Origin of the sequence: Streptomyces toyocaensis, assembly GCF_000725125.1 — a bacterium.
In the GTDB taxonomy this organism is placed as follows: Bacteria; Actinomycetota; Actinomycetes; order Streptomycetales; family Streptomycetaceae; genus Streptomyces; species Streptomyces toyocaensis.
Map to the genome: position 1 here is coordinate 154,466 of NZ_JFCB01000004.1, position 17,751 is coordinate 172,216.

16 protein-coding genes are annotated in these 17,751 nt (G+C 73.0%); 6 read left to right on the forward strand and 10 right to left on the reverse strand.

Annotated features, from left to right (window positions below):
* Nucleotides 1-108 precede the first annotated feature (108 nt).
* Entirely contained in the window at nt 109-3,159 is a 3,051-nt protein-coding gene (locus BU52_RS07485; protein WP_037930149.1) for an FAD-binding and (Fe-S)-binding domain-containing protein, read from the forward strand.
* Between the two features lie 56 nt (nt 3,160-3,215).
* Here the strand turns inward: BU52_RS07485 and BU52_RS07490 are convergent, their stop codons facing one another.
* From BU52_RS07490 to BU52_RS34640, 10 genes are all read right to left on the reverse strand, one after another.
* Nucleotides 3,216-5,009, reverse strand: a complete 1,794-nt coding sequence (locus BU52_RS07490; RefSeq protein WP_037930152.1) for a glycoside hydrolase family 15 protein — start codon at nt 5,007-5,009, stop codon at nt 3,216-3,218.
* Nucleotides 5,006-6,142: an enolase C-terminal domain-like protein gene (locus BU52_RS07495; RefSeq protein ID WP_407702031.1), complete on the reverse strand. Its 1,137-nt coding sequence runs from the start codon at nt 6,140-6,142 to the stop codon at nt 5,006-5,008. The genes BU52_RS07490 and BU52_RS07495 overlap by 4 nt, the downstream gene beginning before the upstream one ends.
* On the reverse strand, nt 6,139-7,983 hold the full coding sequence (locus BU52_RS07500) for a thiamine pyrophosphate-requiring protein (protein WP_037930155.1): 1,845 nt from the start codon (nt 7,981-7,983) through the stop codon (nt 6,139-6,141). The genes BU52_RS07495 and BU52_RS07500 overlap by 4 nt, the downstream gene beginning before the upstream one ends.
* A gap of 261 nt (nt 7,984-8,244) precedes the next feature.
* Entirely contained in the window at nt 8,245-8,697 is a 453-nt protein-coding gene (locus BU52_RS07505; protein WP_078903146.1) for an OsmC family protein, read from the reverse strand.
* A 182-nt stretch (nt 8,698-8,879) separates the two neighbouring features.
* Nucleotides 8,880-9,167: a hypothetical protein gene (locus BU52_RS07510; RefSeq protein ID WP_235216277.1), complete on the reverse strand. Its 288-nt coding sequence runs from the start codon at nt 9,165-9,167 to the stop codon at nt 8,880-8,882.
* A gap of 150 nt (nt 9,168-9,317) precedes the next feature.
* Nucleotides 9,318-9,923, reverse strand: coding sequence for a class I SAM-dependent methyltransferase (locus BU52_RS07515; RefSeq protein WP_037930376.1), 606 nt, complete (start codon nt 9,921-9,923; stop codon nt 9,318-9,320).
* Between the two features lie 67 nt (nt 9,924-9,990).
* Nucleotides 9,991-11,376, reverse strand: a complete 1,386-nt coding sequence (locus BU52_RS07520; protein ID WP_037930158.1) for an MBL fold metallo-hydrolase — start codon at nt 11,374-11,376, stop codon at nt 9,991-9,993.
* Between the two features lie 128 nt (nt 11,377-11,504).
* Complete coding sequence (locus tag BU52_RS07525; protein WP_037930160.1) at nt 11,505-12,734, reverse strand: NAD(P)/FAD-dependent oxidoreductase; 1,230 nt, start codon at nt 12,732-12,734, stop codon at nt 11,505-11,507.
* Nucleotides 12,735-12,815: 81 nt separating this feature from the next.
* Nucleotides 12,816-13,142 carry a rhodanese-like domain-containing protein gene (locus BU52_RS07530; protein WP_037930163.1) on the reverse strand — a complete coding sequence of 109 codons (327 nt, stop codon included), beginning with the start codon at nt 13,140-13,142 and terminating at the stop codon, nt 12,816-12,818.
* Nucleotides 13,143-13,210: 68 nt separating this feature from the next.
* Nucleotides 13,211-13,471, reverse strand: a complete 261-nt coding sequence (locus BU52_RS34640) for a sensor histidine kinase (protein ID WP_327148744.1) — start codon at nt 13,469-13,471, stop codon at nt 13,211-13,213.
* Between the two features lie 347 nt (nt 13,472-13,818).
* Here BU52_RS34640 and BU52_RS07540 point away from each other — a divergent pair, with 347 nt between their 5' ends.
* From BU52_RS07540 to BU52_RS07560, 5 genes are all read left to right on the forward strand, one after another.
* Nucleotides 13,819-14,586, forward strand: a complete 768-nt coding sequence (locus BU52_RS07540; RefSeq protein WP_037930166.1) for a PspA/IM30 family protein — start codon at nt 13,819-13,821, stop codon at nt 14,584-14,586.
* A complete protein-coding gene (pspAA, locus tag BU52_RS07545; protein WP_037930168.1) occupies nt 14,583-14,861 on the forward strand; it encodes a PspA-associated protein PspAA in 279 nt (92 codons plus the stop codon). The genes BU52_RS07540 and pspAA overlap by 4 nt, the downstream gene beginning before the upstream one ends.
* A 13-nt stretch (nt 14,862-14,874) precedes the next feature.
* On the forward strand, nt 14,875-15,786 hold the full coding sequence (gene htpX, locus BU52_RS07550; protein WP_037930172.1) for a zinc metalloprotease HtpX: 912 nt from the start codon (nt 14,875-14,877) through the stop codon (nt 15,784-15,786).
* 15 nt (nt 15,787-15,801) lie between these two features.
* Nucleotides 15,802-16,380, forward strand: a complete 579-nt coding sequence (pspAB, locus tag BU52_RS07555; protein WP_037930175.1) for a PspA-associated protein PspAB — start codon at nt 15,802-15,804, stop codon at nt 16,378-16,380.
* A gap of 157 nt (nt 16,381-16,537) precedes the next feature.
* Complete coding sequence (locus BU52_RS07560) at nt 16,538-17,689, forward strand: P1 family peptidase (RefSeq protein ID WP_078903147.1); 1,152 nt, start codon at nt 16,538-16,540, stop codon at nt 17,687-17,689.
* Nucleotides 17,690-17,751: the final 62 nt, after the last annotated feature.

Consider the following 17,751-nt stretch of genomic DNA (forward strand, 5'->3'; position numbering starts at 1 on the left):
ACGGCGCGGCGGTGAGGACAAAGACGCCCACGGGACGCGGCGGGCGCGGTGGGGATGTCATCGCGGCGCTGACCATCGACCACCGGGAGGTCGAAGAGAGTGTCGTCCATGCAACCGGTCGATCTGCCCCTTCCCGTCGTCAGGCGCCCGCGGCCGCCGGCGGACGTGGGTTCTCTGGAGCGTGACCTGCGCGCCCGCGTCGACGGGGAGGTCCGGTTCGACGCGGGTACGCGTGCGGCGTACTCGACGGACGGCTCCAACTACCGGCAGGTGCCGATCGGGGTGGTCGTGCCGCGGACGGTGGAAGCGGCCGTCGAGGCGGTGGCGGTCTGCCGGGAGCACGGGGCACCGCTGCTGTCCCGCGGCGGCGGCACCAGCCTGGCCGGCGAGTGCTGCAACACCGCGGTGGTGGTGGACTGGAGCAAGTACGGCAACCGGCTGCTGTCGGTGGACCCGGAGAACCGGCGCTGCGTGGTCGAGCCGGGCATCGTCCTGGACGACCTGAACCGGCAGCTCGCCGGGTACGGGCTCATGTACGGGCCCAAACCGGCCACCCACCCGAACTGCACCCTCGGCGGGATGATCGGCAACAACTCCTGCGGGTCGACGGCCCAGGCCTACGGCAAGGTCGTCGACAACCTGCACCGCCTTGAGGTCCTCACCTATGACGGGGTGCGGATGTGGGTGGGACGGACCGGCGACGCCGAACTCGAGCGGCTGACCGCCGCAGAGGGGCGTCAGGCGGAGCTCTACCGGGGCCTGGTGGCCCTGCGGGACCGGTACGCGGGGCTGGTGCGCGAGCGCTATCCCGACATCCCGCGCCGGGTGTCCGGCTACAACCTCGACTCGCTGCTGCCCGAGCACGGGTTCGACGTCGCCGGCCTGCTGACCGGCTCCGAGTCCACGCTGGTGACCGTCCTGCGCGCGGAACTGGAACTCGTACCCGTACCGGAGCACACCTCTCTGGTCGTGCTCGGCTACGAGGACATCTGCCGGGCGGCCGACCATGTGCCGGCGGTCCTCGAACACGAGCCGGCCGCCCTGGAGGGCGTGGACCACCAACTGGTCCACTTCCAGCAGGTCAAACACCTCAACCCGGACGCCCTCAAGGAGCTGCCCGGGGGCCGGGCCTACCTGATGGTGCAGCTCGTCGGTGACACGCGCGAGGAGGTCGAGGACAAGGCACGGGCGCTGATCGACGCCAAGCCGGACGACGTCGACCACACCTGGTACGAGGACGAGCAGCACGTGCACGAGCTGTGGCTGGTCCGCGAGTCCGGTCTCGGAGCCACCGCGCACGTGCCCGGCGAACCGGACACCTGGGAGGGCTGGGAGGACTCGGCGGTCCCGGTCGACCGCCTCGGCGACTACCTGCGCGACCTCAAGCGGCTCTACGAGGAGTTCGGCTACGGTCACCCGTCCGTGTACGGGCATTTCGGCCACGGCTGCGTCCACACCCGCATCCCCTTCGACCTGGAGTCCGAAGAGGGCATCGCCCGGATGCGGGCCTTCGTGGAGAAGGCCGCCGATCTGGTCGTGTCCTACGGCGGATCGCTGTCCGGCGAGCACGGCGACGGCCAGTCCCGGGGCGAGCTGCTGGTGAAGATGTTCGGGCCGGAGCTGATCGAGGGCTTCGAGCGGCTGAAGGGCCTGTTCGACCCGGGGAACCGCATGAACCCCGGCAAGATCGTCCTGCCCCACCGTCTCGACGAGGACCTGCGACTGGGTGCGGACCATCTCCCCTGGGAACCGGAGACCGTCTTCTCCTTCCCGCACGACGGAGGCAGGTTCAGCCGGGCCGCCGCCCGCTGCGTCGGAGTGGGCAAGTGCCGCTCCTCCGAGGGCGGCGTCATGTGCCCCAGCTACCGGGCCACCCGCGAGGAGGAACACTCCACCCGCGGCCGCGCCCGCCTGCTCTTCGAGATGGTCAACAACGACAGCGACTCACCGGTCACCGACGGCTGGCGGTCCGACGAGGTGAACGACGCGCTCGACCTGTGCCTGGCTTGCAAGGGCTGCAAGACGGACTGCCCGGTCAACGTGGACATGGCCACCTACAAGGCGGAGTTCCTGCACCACCACTACAAGGGACGGCTGCGGCCCCTCGCGCACTACTCCATGGGCTGGCTGCCCGCGCTCGCGCGAGGAGCAGCTCTCGCACCGCGCACCGTGAACGCGTTGACGTCGGTGCCCTGGGTGGCCCGCGTGGTCAAGGCACTCGGCGGCGTCGCCCCGGAGCGCGACGTGCCCCTCTTCGCCGAACAGCGCTTCACGGACTGGTGGCGTGAGCGGGGAGGGACGCGCGGTGCGGGACACCGGGGCGAGGTCGTCGTCTGGCCCGACACGTTCACCGACCACTTCCACCCGGCGGTCGGCAGGGCCGCCGTCGAGGTCCTGGAAGCGGCCGGCTTCCGGGTCAAGGTGCCCGAGGCGGCCGTGTGCTGCGGGCTGACCTGGATCTCCACCGGGCAGCTGAACGTCGCCGGGCGGGTCCTCGGGCACACGATCGACGTGCTGCGCGAGGACCTGCGCCGCGGCACGCCCGTGGTCGGCCTGGAGCCGAGCTGCACGGCCGTCTTCCGCGCGGACGCGGCCGAGCTCCTGCCCAAGGACCCTGACGTCGAACGGTTGCGCGAGCAGACCCGCACGCTGGCCGAACTCCTCGTCGAGCGGGCCGGGGACTGGCAGCCGCCCCGCGTCGACGCACGCGCCGTGGTCCAGCGCCACTGCCACCAGTACGCCGTCATGGGTTTCGACGCCGACCGAAAGATCCTGGAACGCGCCGGGGTGGACGCCGACGTCCTGGACGCCGGCTGCTGCGGACTCGCCGGCAACTTCGGTTTCGAGAAGGGCCACTACGACGTCTCCATGGCGTGCGCGGAGGCGGGACTGCTGCCCGCCGTGCGCGACGCGGACGACGCGACGCTGGTGCTCGCGGACGGCTTCAGCTGCCGCACCCAGGTCGACCAGGCCGGCACCGGACGCAGTCCCCTGCACCTGGCGGAAGTGCTGGCGGCCGGGCTGACGGGCCGGGAGGCCGTGCCCGACCGGCCCGGGGCCCCGGGGGCCCGTGCTCTGCTGCCACCGGGCGTCGCCGGTGCGGCCGCGGGGGCGCTGGCGGTGTGGTGCTCGCGCCGTGCGCGCCGTCTCCGGCGATGAGTGTGCCTCACCCCCTCCCGGCGGGGCGCGCGACGTCGGCGGATACGCCGCGACGTTCACCAGCCGGTGGACGGGAACGCGTCCGGAGCACTGCCGAACCGCGCGGAGCACTCCAACAGCAGGGCGTGGACGAACCCCTGGGGCACGTTGCCCCGCAGCTGACGCTGCGCCACGTCGTACTCCTCGGCGAACAGTCCGGTGGGACCGCACGCCGAGCGGGTCCGCTCGAACCACCGCGCCGCCTCGGTGTGCAGGCCCTGCGCGTGGGCGGCCAGCGCCATCGTGAAGCCGCACAGCAGGAACGCGCCCTCGGCATCGCCCAGTGGCTCGTCCCCGTGCCGGAAACGGTAGACGTAACCGTCCGCCGCCAGTCGGCGCACCACCTGTGAGCGGGTGAGGGAGAGGCTGGGATCGGTGCGCGGCACCGCCCCGCGGGCCAACGGCAGCAGAAGGGCCGCCTCCGGCCCGGTGTCGTCGTCGGCGCGCTGCCAGTGACCGCCGGGATGGACGCAACGCGACCTGGTGGCGTCCAGGATGCGATCGGCCAGGCGTGACCAGTCCGCCGACGCGGGTGTGCGCAGCTCCCGTGACAGGTCGCGCAGGCCGACGACACAGCAGAGACGGGAGTGGGTCCACCAGCGGTCCTCCAGCTCCCACAGTCCTGCATCGGGCCGCGTCCAACGGTCCGCGACGGCTTCGGCGGCCAGGGCGGCGGCTTCGGCCGCCCGGGTGTCCAGGACGCCGTGGCGGGCGGCTGCGGCGAACAGCTGGAGTGCCTCCCCGAAGACGTCGAGCTGGAACTGGCGGCCCGCGCGGTTGCCGGTCCGGTCGCCGCCGCCCGGGTAGCCGACGAACGGCAGGCGGCGTTCCGGTGGCAGCGGGCCCCCGTCCACCGTGTAGGCGGGACGCAGTGCGATGCCGTCCTCCAGGACGCGGTCCGCGACGAAGCGGACCGCCCGGTCCAGCAACGGGTGCGGGCCGTGTGCGGCGACCGCGATGCCGGCATAGCACTGGTCGCGGACCCAGGCGAACCGGTAGTCGTAGTCGCGTCCGGTGTCGGCGCGTTCGGGCAGCGAGGTCGTGGCCGCTGCGACCATGCCCCCCGCGGTACTGGTCAGTCCGTTCAGCACCGCGTACGCCATGCGGGTGTCGCGCGGGGCGGCGGTGTCCGAGCAGTCCGGCACGACCTGCTTCCACCACCGTTCGGTGGCGTTCCACAGGGAGCGCGGGTCGAGAGGAGCGTTCTGCGGTTCCGTGGCCAGTTCCAGGACCAGGTCGTGGGTACCGCCCTCCGGCAGGCGCAGCCTGGCGTGCAGGCCGCCGTCGGGGCCGGGACGGGCGTCCTGCGCTCCGGTGAGCCTCACCTGCAGGGAGCCGGTGAGCGCCCGCCAGGTGCCGCCGTCGTGCCGGACCCGCGTCATGGGGCACTGCCCGTAGCCGGCGCGCGCGTCGAGCTCGACGTCGACGAGGGCGTCGCCGCGTACGGCGCGGATCTGCCGCAGCAGCACCACGCGCCGGGGGTCGGTGGGGACCGCCAGGGCCTCACGGCAGGAGACGATCCCGCCGGCGGTGACCCACCGGCTGACGCGGATGAGCGTGCCGTCCTCGTAGTAGCCACCCCACACGTTCCACCGGTCGGCGGGGCGGACGCTGTAGCGGCCGGGCCCGCCGAGGAGTCCGCTGAAGACGGCCCCGTCGTGCCAGGCGGGCGCGCACAGCCAGGCGATCCCCCCGCGCGGATCGATGAGCGCCCCGCGCTCTCCGTCGGCGATCAGGGCGTAGTCGCGCAGTGTCCACGGGCTGTCCGCCGGGGTCGGCGCCGCATCGTCGGTCGTGCCGGGCCGGGTCATGCGATGCGATGGAGGTCGGCGGCCGGCCGGTTCAGGGTGAGGCCGTGGCCCGGTTCGCCGGAGGCGCCCGGCGTGACGGTGCCGCCCCGCGGGTCGAGTGTGCCGTGGAACAGCATGTTCTCGATGCGGACGTGGTCGTGGAACCACTCCAGGTGACGGGTGTTGGGCACGGCCGCGGCGACGTGCGCGTGCAGGTGCGGGGCGCAGTGGCCCGAGATGTGCAGCCCGAGCCCCTCGGCCACGGCAGCGGCGCGGAGCCAGACCGTGACGCCGCCGCAGCGCGTGACGTCGGCCTGGAGGCAGTCGACGGCCCCCGAGGCCGCCATCCGGGCGAAGTACGGCAGGCCGTAGCCGTACTCGCCGGCCGCGACGTCGGCGGTGACGGCGTCGCGCACCTCCCGCAGGCCGGACAGGTCGTCGGAGGAGACGGGCTCCTCCAGCCAGGTGACACCGAGGCCGGCCATGGCGGCGGCCATGCGTACGGCCTGCTTGCGGGTGTAGCCGCCGTTCGCGTCCACGAACAGTCCGGCGGTGTCCCCCACGGTACGGCTGGCCAGCGCCGTGCGGTGCAGGTCGCGGGCCTCGTGACGGCCCCAGGACTCGGCGACCTTGATCTTCACGCGGTCGATGCCCTGGTCGGTCCAGCCGCGCAGTTGCCGCTCGAGCTGGGTGTCGTCGTAGGTGGTGAGGCCGCCGCTGCCGTACACCGGGACCTCGTCACGGGCCGCGCCCAGCAGACGCACGAGCGGCAGGCCCAGCAGGCGGGCCTTGAGGTCCCACAGCGCGGTGTCGACGGCGGACACGGCGCCGGCGGCGATGCCCGGCCTGCCCGTGTTGCGCAGGGCCCGGCTCACGCGGTCGTTGGCGGCGGGCACGTCGAAGGCGTCGTGTCCGACGACGAGGCCGGCCAGCTCGTGCCCGACGACGGGCGCGGTGGCGGGCGAGCCGTAGGTGAAGCCGAGGCCCGTCCGGTCCGCCGCGGTGGCCTCGACCAGCACCAGGGTCGTCGCGTCCCAGGTCAGCGTGGCGTCACCGCCCGGCAGGTCCGTGGGGATCCGGTACACCGAGACGTCCAGGCGCTCCACGACGGGTCCGTCTCGGAACGCCTGGAACTGCGGCGCCGCCTGGGTCACTTGTTCTCTTCGGCGCTGTCGTGGCGGCCGGCGCCGGGGCGGTCGTCGCGATGGCGGCTGCCGGGCAGCATCTCCTGCACCTTGGCCTTGAGTCCCTGTTTCACCATGGAGCCGCGGTCGCTGTCGCCCTTGAGGATCGCGGTGGCCGCGGCCTCGATCTGGTCCAGCGAGGCGTGCGGCGGGATCGGCGGCACGGCCGGGTCGGTGCGGAAGTCGATGACGAACGGCCGGTCGGCGGCGAGGGCCCGGTCCCAGGCGGCCTCGACCTGCTTGGGCTTCTCCACCCGCACACCGTCCAGGCCGATGCGCTGGGCGATGTCGGCGTAGGGGAGGTCGGGGATGGCTTGCGACTCCTCGAACTGGGGGGCGCCGGACATGGCGCGCATCTCCCAGGTGACCTGGTTGAGGTCGCCGTTGTTCAGCACGGCGACGATCAGCCGCGGGTCGGACCACTCGCGGTAGTACTTCGCGGCGGTGACCAGCTCCATCATGCCGTTCATCTGCATGGCGCCGTCCCCGACCAGGGCGATGGCGGGACGGTCGGGATGGGCGAACTTCGCCCCGATGGCGTACGGCACGCCGGGGCCCATCGTGGCCAGGGTGCCGGACAGGGAGCCGCGCATCCGGCCACGCAGCCGCAGGTGGCGGGCGTACCAGTTGGCGGCGGAGCCGGAGTCGGCGCTCAGGATCACGTCGTCGGGCAGCTTGCCGTCCAGGGCGTGGACGACGTACTCCGGGTTGACGGGGTCCGCGCTGACGGCGGCGCGGCGCTGCATGACCTCCCACCAGCGGGCGACGTTCTTCTCGATCTTCTCCCGCCAGGCGCGGTCCTCCTTGCGGTGCAGCCGGGGCAGCAGCCGCCGCAGGGTCTCGCGGGCGTCGCCGACGAGATTGACCTCGTTCGGGTAGCGCAGGCCGATCATGTGCGGGTCGATGTCGATCTGCACGGCCCGCGCCTGGTCCAGCTCCGGCATGAACTGCGTGTACGGGAAGCTGGAACCGATCATCAGCAGGGTGTCGCACTCCTGCATCAGTTCGTAGGAGGGGCGGGTGCCCAGCAGTCCGATGGAGCCGGTGACGAAGGGCAGGTCGTCGGGCAGGGCGTCCTTGCCGAGCAGGGCCTTGGCCACCCCGGCACCGAGCACGTCCGCCAGCCGTTCGACCTCCTCGCGGGCGCCGCGGGCGCCCTGTCCGATCAGGACCGCGACCCTCTCGCCGGAGTTCAGCACGTCGGCGGCCCGCTGGAGGTCCTCGTCGGCGGGGACCGGCGCGTACCGTCCCAGCCCGAGGCTGGAGGGCACCATCTTGAAGGCGTGCGTGGGCGGGCTGTAGTCCAGCTCCTGCACATCGCCGGGCAGGATGATCGCGGTGACTGTCCGCTTCGCGTACGCGGTGCGCAAGGCCCGGTCGATCAGGTTCGGCAGCTGCTCCGGGACCATGGCCGTCTCGCAGAAGTCCGAGGCGACGTCCTTGAACAGGCTCGCCAGATCCACTTCCTGCTGGTAGGAGCCGCCCATGGCGCTGCGGTCGGTCTGCCCGACCAGCGCCACCACCGGTACATGGTCGAGCTTCGCGTCGTACAGCCCGTTCAGCAGGTGGATCGCGCCCGGTCCGGAGGTCGCCGCGCACACGCCCACCTTGCCGGAGAACTTGGCGTAGCCGACGGCCTGGAACGCGGCCATCTCCTCGTGCCGGGCCTGGACGAACTTCGGCCGGTTGTCGGCGCGCCCCCAGGCGGCCAGCAGCCCGTTGATGCCGTCACCCGCGTAGGCGAAGACATGGTCCACGTCCCACTCACGCAGCCGCTGAAGAACGTAGTCGGACACCTTCGTGCTGGCCATGCGAACTCCCTTCCCGATCCCGCTGGTGGACGACCGTCCCCGGCGCCGGTGCGCGTGGGAAACCACACCCCCTGGGTAACCGTGCGGCTACGCGGGAAACGTCGCCCCGGCGAGGCCGGGTGCCACGCTGCGACGACGCCCGGCGGACGGACGGGTACGGACGCGCCATGGCTGCAGGTCGCCGACGTCGACGCGCCCGCGATCCACGCGTACGGGCGCATCGGCGTCGCCTCCTGCGGACCGGACGGCAGCCGGTACCCGTCAGGGGGCCAGTTCGATGGCGATCTCGGGCGGCTGGTGCAGGGTGTTGTGGACCGTGCAGTGCGAGGCCACGGCCAGCAGGCCCGCGCGGCGCTGCTCGGGCAGCTCCGGTGGCGGGTCGATCACGAGGCGCAGGGCCGACACCCGGGCCGGCCGGTCGGTGGCCATGGTGAACTCGGTGCGGACCCGCAGTCCGGTGCGGGGCAGGCCGTGCCGGTGGAGGTAACGGCCCGCGTAGAAGGCCACGCAGGTGGCCAGGGAGGCCGCGAAGAACTCGGTGGGAGTCGGCGCGGTGTCCGTGCCTCCCGCCTCCAGCGGCTGGTCGACCCGGAGGCGGTGTCCGCGGACATCCACCGTGTAGGCGTCCTGCTCGACGTGGGTGACCTCGAGACGGTGCACGTCCACGGGCTGCGGGCGGTTCGTGCCGAGGGTCTGTGGTGTGCTGCCGGTCATGGCCGGTCCCCCTTCGCTGGTGTCGGTCCCCCGGCTGCCAGTCGACCACCGGGGGCGGTGTGCCGGGAGGGGCCGACGGGGCACGACGGGGGCCGTTCGGCTCTCGTGCACGCCGTCGCGGCCCGGTACCCCTCCGGTGTACGCGGGGTGCCTGATCGGTGCGGACGGCCGCCGGCTCCCGCTCAGGGTGCCGAGGAGGCCTCACGGGACGGCCCGGCCGGCTCGGCACCCCGCTCGGCCAGGCCCGCGTGCCGGAGGAGCAGGTCCGCCAGGTCACGCGCCTCGCCCGCGGTGAGCGCAGCCCACGTACCCGGTTCACCGCCCCGGTCCGGGCCCACGTCCAGTGCGATCCGGCTGATGGGCCGGTCCGCGGTCGCGAGCCGCAGGCGCCGTACGGCGATCCTGCGTCCACAGGTCGTCACGATGCCGCCGTTGGTGGGGGGCCGGTGGTCGGGTCCTGCCGTCCTCATCGCTCTCACGCTCCTTGCGGGTCGGTCTCGGTCCCCGGCGGGTCTCGCCGTGGCTTCCCTGCCCGACGGGGCACCAGGAACAGCACCTCGCGCGGCCGCGTTGTTCCCCGCCGCGCACGGTCCTCCGCAGCCGGCGCCGAAGACCGTGCGTCAGCGCCGTACGGCACGGACGAGCGTGTCCAGAGCGGTGCGGCCGCGGCCCTCGGTGTCGAGCACCGGCCGGGTGACCGTCTCGGCCCGCACGACGTCGGCGTACGGCCGCCAGGCGCCGGCGACCCGGGCGGGGGTGTGCAGCACGTCCGGGTCCCGCGGGCCGCCGTGGCCGTGCTCGAGGTTGGCGGCGTCGTGGCCGACGAGCAACAGCGTCCCGCCCGTGCGCACGGCGGTGGCGGCCCGGGACAGCACCTCGGCCAACCGCGGCCACGGGACCTGCAGATACGCGATCAGCGCCAGGTCGTACGACGCGGCCGGGGGCGCCCAGTCCATGAGGTCGGCCTGGACGGTGCGCACACGCACGCCCCGTCCGGCGGCCAGCCGCGCGGCCTTCTCCAGGGCGACGGCGGAGAAGTCGACGGCGTCCACCTCCCAGCCCCGTTCCGCGAGCCAGACCGCGTTGCGGCCCTCGCCGGCGGCGATGTCCACCGCCCGCCCGGGTGGCTCAAGACCGGCGAGCTCCTGTTCGACGAAGCGGTTGGGTTCGGCCCTCCAGACCAGTTCGCCGCCGCGGTATCGCTCGTCCCAGTCCGCTGCGTCCATCGTGCGCACCTCGTTTCCTCACGTCCGGTCGGAGTCCCCCTTCCCATCGAAGCGCACCGGGGCGGGCTCAGACGTCGGCGGAAGCGGGCAGGGTGAGCCAGGCGCCGTAACCGCCGAGCAGGTCGGAGACGTCCGCGTGGCCCCTGTGGCGCAGCAGGCTGGCGGCGATGGAGGAGCGGTGACCGCCCGCGCAGTGCACGACCACCGACCGGCCGGCGGCGATCTCGTCCGCGCGGCCGGCGAGTTCGGCCAGCGGGATGTGCAGCGAGCCCTCGATGAAGCCCTCTTCCCGCTCGGCGGTGCCGCGCACGTCCACGACCAGCGGCGGCTCGTCGCCGTCCAGCAGCCGGCGCAGCTCGTCGGCGGTCAGCCGGCCGGCCTGCTCCATCTCGTCGGCCAGCAACGGGAAGGCGCCCTCGGGCTCGCGCAGGTAGCCGCCGACCTTGTCGAAGCCGATCCGGGCGAGCCGGGTGACGATCTCCTCCTCGCGGTCCTGCGGTGCGACCACGAGCACCTCCTGCTCGGGGCCGACGACCGTACCGGCCTGCTCGGCGAACCGGCCGTCCGCGGGCACGTTGACCGCGCCGCGCAGATGGCCCGGCGCGAAGTCCTGCGGAGAGCGGGCGTCGATCACGACCGCTCCCGCCGCGCGCCGCTCCATGAACTCATCGGCCGACAGCGGCCGGGGAGCGGCGGCGGCGTCGAACAGGCCGTGCTCCTTGCGGTTGAGGATGGCGTCGTACACGAAGTAGGCGGGCGCGGAGGGCTGTCCCGCGGTCACCAGCTCCACGAACCGTTCCTCGCTCATGGGCCGGCAGGCGTAGTTGGTGGCGCGCTGCTCGCCGATGGTGGACTGCCGCCGGGTGGAGAGGTTCTTGCCGCAGGCGGAGCCGGCCCCGTGGGCGGGGAAGACCCGGACGGCGTCGGGGAGCGCCATCAGCTTGCGCTGGACGGTGTCGTACAGCATCCTGCCGAGTTCGTCGGCGGTCACGCCGATCGAGGCCAGCAGGTCGGGGCGGCCCACGTCGCCGATGAACAGCGCGTCACCGGTCAGGACGCCGTACGGGACGGCGTCCTGCGCGTGCTCACGCACCAGGATGCTGATCGACTCCGGCGTGTGGCCGGGCGTCTCGAGGATCTGCAGCTGCACGTCGCCGAGGCCGATCCGCTCGCCGTCGGTCAGCTTGCGGATGGGGTACTCCGCCTCGGCCCGCCGCCCGTAGCCGATCCAGGCTCCGGTGCGGTCCGCGAGCTCCAGGTGGCCGGCGAGGAAGTCGGCGTGGAAGTGGGTGTTGATGACACCCTCGATGGTGAAGCCGTGGGCTTCGGCGTCGGTGAGGTACTCGGAGACGTCGCGGCGCGGGTCCACCACGACGGCCTTGCCGGTGGTCTCGTCGGCGATCATGTAGGACGCCTGGGAGAGGCAGCCCAGGTAGTACTGGGCGAAGAACATGGTCGGTCGACCTCCATGTCGGAAGCGGGGCATTTTACCCCCGGGGGTATCTGGAAGGGTCGGGTCCGCCCTTGCCGGGGCGGGAGGGGGGAGGCCGGCCCGGGCCGGGGGATGCCCGGGCCGACCGGTCAGAGGCGGCCGGTGAGCATGCCGTGCCAGTACACCGGCGGCAGCCCGTACCGCTTGAACGCCCACATCGTGCGCCGCTCCTTGAAGGGGTCGATCAGCGGGAAGGAGGGGGTGGGCTTGAGGTCGTAGTCGAACTCGGCGAGCAGCATCCGGTCGCGCGCGGTCACCAGCGGGCAGGACGTGTAGCCGTCGTAACGGTGCGACGGCGGGCGTCCGTTCATCACGTCCAGCAGGTTCGCCGCGACCACGGGGGCCTGCTTGCGGACGGCCGCCCCGGTCTTCGAGGTGGGCAGGTCGGCCACGTCGCCCAGCGCGAAGACGGTCTCGTGGGAGGGGTGCTGCAGGGTGTACTTGTCGGCGGCGACGAACCCCTGCGGACTGGCCGGGCCGGCGAGCGGGCTCGCCTTGACCCAGTCGGGCGCGCTCTGCGGCGGCACGGCGTGCAGGAGGTCGTAGCCGATGGTCTCCTTCGTGCCGTTCGCGTGGTCGGTGAGGGTGACCTGCCGCGCGTCGCCGTCGACGGCGGTCATCTCGGAACGCAGCCGCACCTCGATGCCGTACCGGGCGGCCACCTGCTCCAGCACCCGCGACCAGGCGGGCACCTTGAACAGTGCCGGATCGGGGACGACCAGAATGATCCGGATGTCGTCGAGAACCCCCTGCCGGCGCCAGTGGTCGGCGGCGAGGTAGGCGATCTTCTGCGGGGCGCCGCCGCACTTCAGCGGGGACGCCGGGTGGGTGAAGACGGCCGTGCCGGAACGCGTCCGCCGGATCAGCTCCCAGGTGCGCGGGGCGAACTCGGGCGCGTAGTTGCTGCTCACCCGGTCGTGCCCGACGGCCTCGGCCAGTCCCGGCACGCCGTCCCAGTCGAGCTGGATGCCGGGCGCCATCACGAGGTGGTCGTAGGTGAGCTCGGCGCCGCCGGACAGGGCCACGGTGCGGGCCTCCGGGTCGACGGCCACGGCCCGGCGACGGATCCAGCGCACGCCGTCCGGTACGACCGACGCCTCGGGCCGGCGGGTGATGCGCAGGGGTGCCTGGCCGCCGCCGACCAGGGTCCACAGCGGCTGGTACCAGTGGGTGTCGGACGGCTCGATCAGGGTGATGTCGCTGACGCCGGCGCGGCGCAGGCGGGCCGCGACGCTGATGCCTGCGCTGCCGCCGCCGACGACGGCGACTCTGTGACGGCCGGAGAGTGGGGCGTCGTCGGGGGAGGGGGTGGCTGCCACGGCGGAGTCCTTTCCAACGGGTGGGGTGCGGAGGCCGGTTCCAGGGCGCGACGGACGGTGATGCGTGGAGAGGGGCCGGGATCAGGCGGAGCGTCCGGGTGAACCGGTCGTGACGGGGCGTCCGCCGCGGGCCCACCCGCGGGTACCGCCGGTCACGGAGCAGGCGTCGAGGCCACGGGAGTTCATCCAGTCGGCGGCCGTCCTGCTGCGGTTGCCGCTGGCGCAGATCACGTACACCGGCCGGCCCGCGGGCAGTTCGGCGCACCGGGCGGGCACGGTACGCAGGGGCATCAGCCGCGCGCCGGGGACGTGCCCGGCCGCGTACTCGTCCGGCTCCCGTACGTCGACCGCCAACGCGCCCTCGGCCCAGGCGGCGGCGAACACGTCCTGAGTCACTTCACGGGCCATGTCGTTGCCTCCTCAATTACCCCTGGGGGTATTCATGTGGTGAGAGTACGGCCGCCGCACGATGGACGTCAAATACCCCCCGGGGTATCTGGTGCCGAGGCGAGGGCCCCGGCGCCCGGGCCGGGCCGGCCCCCGCGCGTCGCGGTCCTGGGCAGCCGGATGATCATCCGCGTCACGCCCCCCGGCCCGGAGGCCGCGGTGACCGTGCCCCCGTGGGCGGTGACCAGCTCCTTGACGACGGCCAGGCCGATGCCGCTGCCACCACCCGCGCGGGCGCGCGCCCCACGCCACAGTCGGTCGAAGACCTGCGGCAGCTCCTCGGCGGCCATGTCCCACACATACCCGCCCGGAAGGTGTGCCGGCGAGGGCCGAACGGCCCCCGCCGCCCGTCGGCCGTCTCCGTACCGCCTCCACACCCGGCGCACGGCGACTGCGGGGTCCGGCGGGACGGTGACGGTGCGGGGACGCCAGGACGCTCCCGCCCAGCCGAGGAGGTGCGTCATGAGGCGCAACACCAGGATCGCGACGGCAGTCGCCGCGGGCGCCGTCTCGTACGCGGCACGATCGAACTGCCGAGTACGGAGCCCACCGGGACAATGGAAGAGGTGGTCGGCCGCCCGGCGGCACGGCGTGGCCGCGTCCTCCCGACGGCGGCCACGCGAGCGAGGAGGTCACCATGACCAGCATCACCCAACGCGTCACCACCCTGTTCCGGATCAAGGCGGACAAGGCACTCGACAGGGCCGAGGACCCGCGCGAGGTCCTGGACCACTCCTACGAGCAACAGCAGCACCTGCTCCAGCGGGTGCGGCGCGGGGTGGCTGACGTGGCGACCAGCCGCAAGCGGGTCGAACTGCAGCTCAGCCGGCTCCAGCAGTCCACCGGCACGCTGCAGGGCCAGGCGGAGCGGGCGCTGGCCGCCGGGCGCGAGGACCTGGCCCGCGAGGCGCTCACCCGCCGTACGGCCGTGGCGGCACAGATCACCGACCTGCGGGCCCAGCACACCTCCCTGAAGGACCAGGAGGACAAGCTCACGCTTGCCGCCCAGCGCCTGGAAGGGAAGGTGGACGCCTTCCGGACGCGCAAGGAGACCCTCAAGGCCGGGTACACCGCGGCCGAGGCCCAGACCCGCATCACCGAGGCCGTGACCGGCATCGGTGAGGAGATGGGCGATGTGGGTCTGGCCGTGCGGCGCGCCCAGGACAGGACCGAGCAGTTGCAGGCGCGCGCCGGCGCGCTGGACGAACTCATCGACTCCGGCGCGCTGGACGACGCCACCCTGCCGGCCGGCCGGGACGACATCCAGGCCGAACTCGAACGCGTCACCTCGGGCCAGGACGTGGAGCTCGAACTGGCCCGGATGAAGGAGGAACTCCCCGCGGAGCCCGCTCCGCGGGCGGTGGACACCGGCCAGGCCCGCCCGGAACAGGAGAAGAAGTCATGATCATGCGGATTCTCGGCGAAGGCCAGTACGACGTCGCCGACGCGTACCTCGACCAGCTCAACCAGCTCGACTCCGCCCTGCAGAATGCCGCCGACGCGGACGACGAGACGGCGTTCGCCGCCGCCCTGTCGGCCCTGCTGGACGCCGTGCGCAGCCTTGGCACACCGCTGCCGGCCGAGCGGATCACGCCGTCGGACCTGGTGCTGCCCGACGAGACGAACGGCCTCCCGCAGGTTCAGGAGATGCTGTCCGACGAGGGCCTGATCCCGGGCTGACGGGAGGACCACGATGCGCAGCCGTTTCGAGCCCGACCGGCAGCTGACCGCCCGCATGGCCGTCACGATGTTCCTCCTCGGCCTGCTGTACGTGGGGTTCGTCGCCGCACTGATCGCGCTGCTCCAGTCCGTCGTGCTGGTGATCGTCATCGCCGCCGCACTGCTCTGGGCCCAGTACTGGTACTCCGACCGGATCGCGCTCTACGCCATGCACGGCCGCGTCGTCACGCCCGGGGAACAGCCCCGGCTGCACGGAGTCGTCGACCGCCTGTGCGCCACCGCGGACATGCCGAAGCCGCAGGTCGCCGTCTCCGACATGGATCTGCCCAACGCGTTCGCCACCGGCCGCAACGCCGACCACGCCGTGGTCTGCGTGACCACCGGACTCGTCCGGCGTCTGGAGACCGAGGAGCTGGAGGGCGTCCTGGCGCACGAGCTCTCCCATGTCGCCCACCGCGACGTGGCGGTGATCACCGTCGCCTCGTTCCTGGGCGTGATCGCCGGCCTGGTCGTCCGCTTCGCCTTCTACTCCCAGCTGTTCGGCGGGCGCGGCCAGCGGGACCAGAACACCGCCGTCGTGTTCCTGGCGGTGATGGGCGTCTCGGCCCTCGTCTACGCGATCAGTTTCCTGCTGATACGGGCCCTGTCCCGCTACCGTGAGCTGGCCGCCGACCGGGCGGCGGCCATGCTGACCGCCAAACCGTCCGCCCTGGCCTCGGCGCTGACCAAGGTCAGCGGTGACATCGCCCGCATCCCCACGAGGGATCTGCGTACGGCCCAGGCGTTCAACGCCTTCTTCTTCACCCCCGCCCTCGGGCCCGGCACGGCGATGGCGAACCTGTTCTCCACGCACCCCTCCCTGGAACGCCGCCTGGAAGCGCTCGCGGACCTCTCCGCGGAACTCGGCGAACCGGGCGGGCCGTGAGGAAGGAGCCGGACCGTGGGCTTCTGGGACGCCCTGCTGGGCCGGAGCAGACCCGTCCGGCCCGACCTGGACCAGCTCTTCGCCCTGCCCTCGGCGGCGATCACCCTCCAGGCCGCCGTCGGCATCACCCCGACCGGAGCGGGCTCGGTCTGCTTCGCCGCGATCGAAGGCGGCGCCTTCGAGCAGGTCCGGCGGGAGGCGGGGGCCCTTCTGGAGGCCGACACGGAACGCGGCGACGCCCCTGTGGAGTTCAGCCGCGACACCTACGGCTACACGTGGCTGCTCTCCCGCCGCCCCCCGGACAGCCTGCCCGCCCTCGTGAGCGATCTCCACGCGGTCAACACCGCTCTGCAGGACGCCGGCTTCGGCCCGCACCTCCTCTGCTCCCTGGTCGCCTTCCGCACCGTCGGCCGGCGGCCCCTCGCGCTGGTCTACCTCTACAAGCGCGGCACCTTCTACCCGTTCGCCCCACTGCCCGGCGACACACGCGACAACCCGCTGGAGCTCCAGGTCAAAGCCGTGCTCAAGGACGACCTGCGCATCGAACGGGACCTGAGCCGCTGGTTCCCGCTCTGGGGCGCCCCGGGGCTGTGACTCGGCACGACCGGATCGCCGTCGCACCCGGTGACCCTCGTTCGGAGCAGCGTCCCGCCTGTCGCCCCGGGATGCGCCGTCCCTGTCGATAGCGTCCGACCGGCTGCCGCCGGGCCGAAACGGCGGACCCGTCAGCGCGTCGCAGGGAAGAGGTTCCATGACGTCTCGATCCATTCGCCTGCTGGCATCCGGGCTGGTCCTCGCCTCGGCCTGGACCTGCCTCGCCCTGGGGGGCACCCGAGCCGCCGCGGACGCCGCACCCAAGCGGGGTGACGACGGCGTGCCGGGCCGGTTCAACGCCATCACCGACGTCCCGGGCGTCCTGGTCGGGCAGGTGCAGTCGACCGAACCGCCCTATCTCACCGGCTCGACCGTGGTGTACACCCCGGACGAGCCGGTCGCCGGTGTCGATGTGCGGGGCGGTTCCCCGGGCACATGGATGACGGACATGCTCAGCCCCGCCAACGCCAATCCGGGGACGGACGCCATCGTCCTCACCGGGGGCAGCGCCTGGGGCATGGACGTCGGCGTCGGTGCCATGCACTGGCTGGAGGACCACAAGAACGTCGACATCCCCATCGTGCCCGGAGCGGTGATCTACGACATCGGCCGGGGCGGGGACGACAGGGCCCGTCCCACGGCCGACTGGGGCTACCGGGCGATGGACGCGGCCAAGGACGGACCGGTCCGTCAGGGCACCGTGGGCGCCGGGACGGGAGCCGTCACCGGGAACGGGACCCTGAAGGGAGGCGTGGGCACGGCCAGCGTCGTGCTGGACGACGGGACCGTCGTCGGAGCGCTGGTCGTGGTCAACGCCCTGGGCTCCACGGTGAATCCGAAGGACTGCACCCTGTACGCCGCCGAACTGGGCCTCGGCCAGGAGTTCGCCGGGCTGCGCAAGCCCTCACCCGCCGAGTGCGCGCCGCTCGAGGGAACGGCCCCGAACCGCAACACCACGATCGCGGTCGTGGCCACCAGCGCGAGCATGGAGAACGCGGCGGCGACCAGGATGGCCGCGGCGGCACAGGACGGTCTGGCCAGGGCGATGAACCCCGCCCACACGCTCTACGACGGCGACACCGTCTTCGCGGTGGCCACCGGAACCGGCCGGAAACTGGCCAACAACGATCCGGACGACGCCCCGGCCCTCGCCCGGATCGGCGCCGCGGCGGCCGACACCCTCACCCGTGCGGTCGCCCACGCCATGCTCGCGGCCACCTCCGCGCGTCAGTACGAGAGCTACTGCGACACCTACCCGTCGGCCTGCGCGAACCTCCAGCGCCACCGGTCCGGCCGGGGAGGCGCCTGACACCGGGAGGCACTGGACCGCCCGCGGGGGGAGGCTCCTGAGGCGCGTGCGCCGAGCAGATC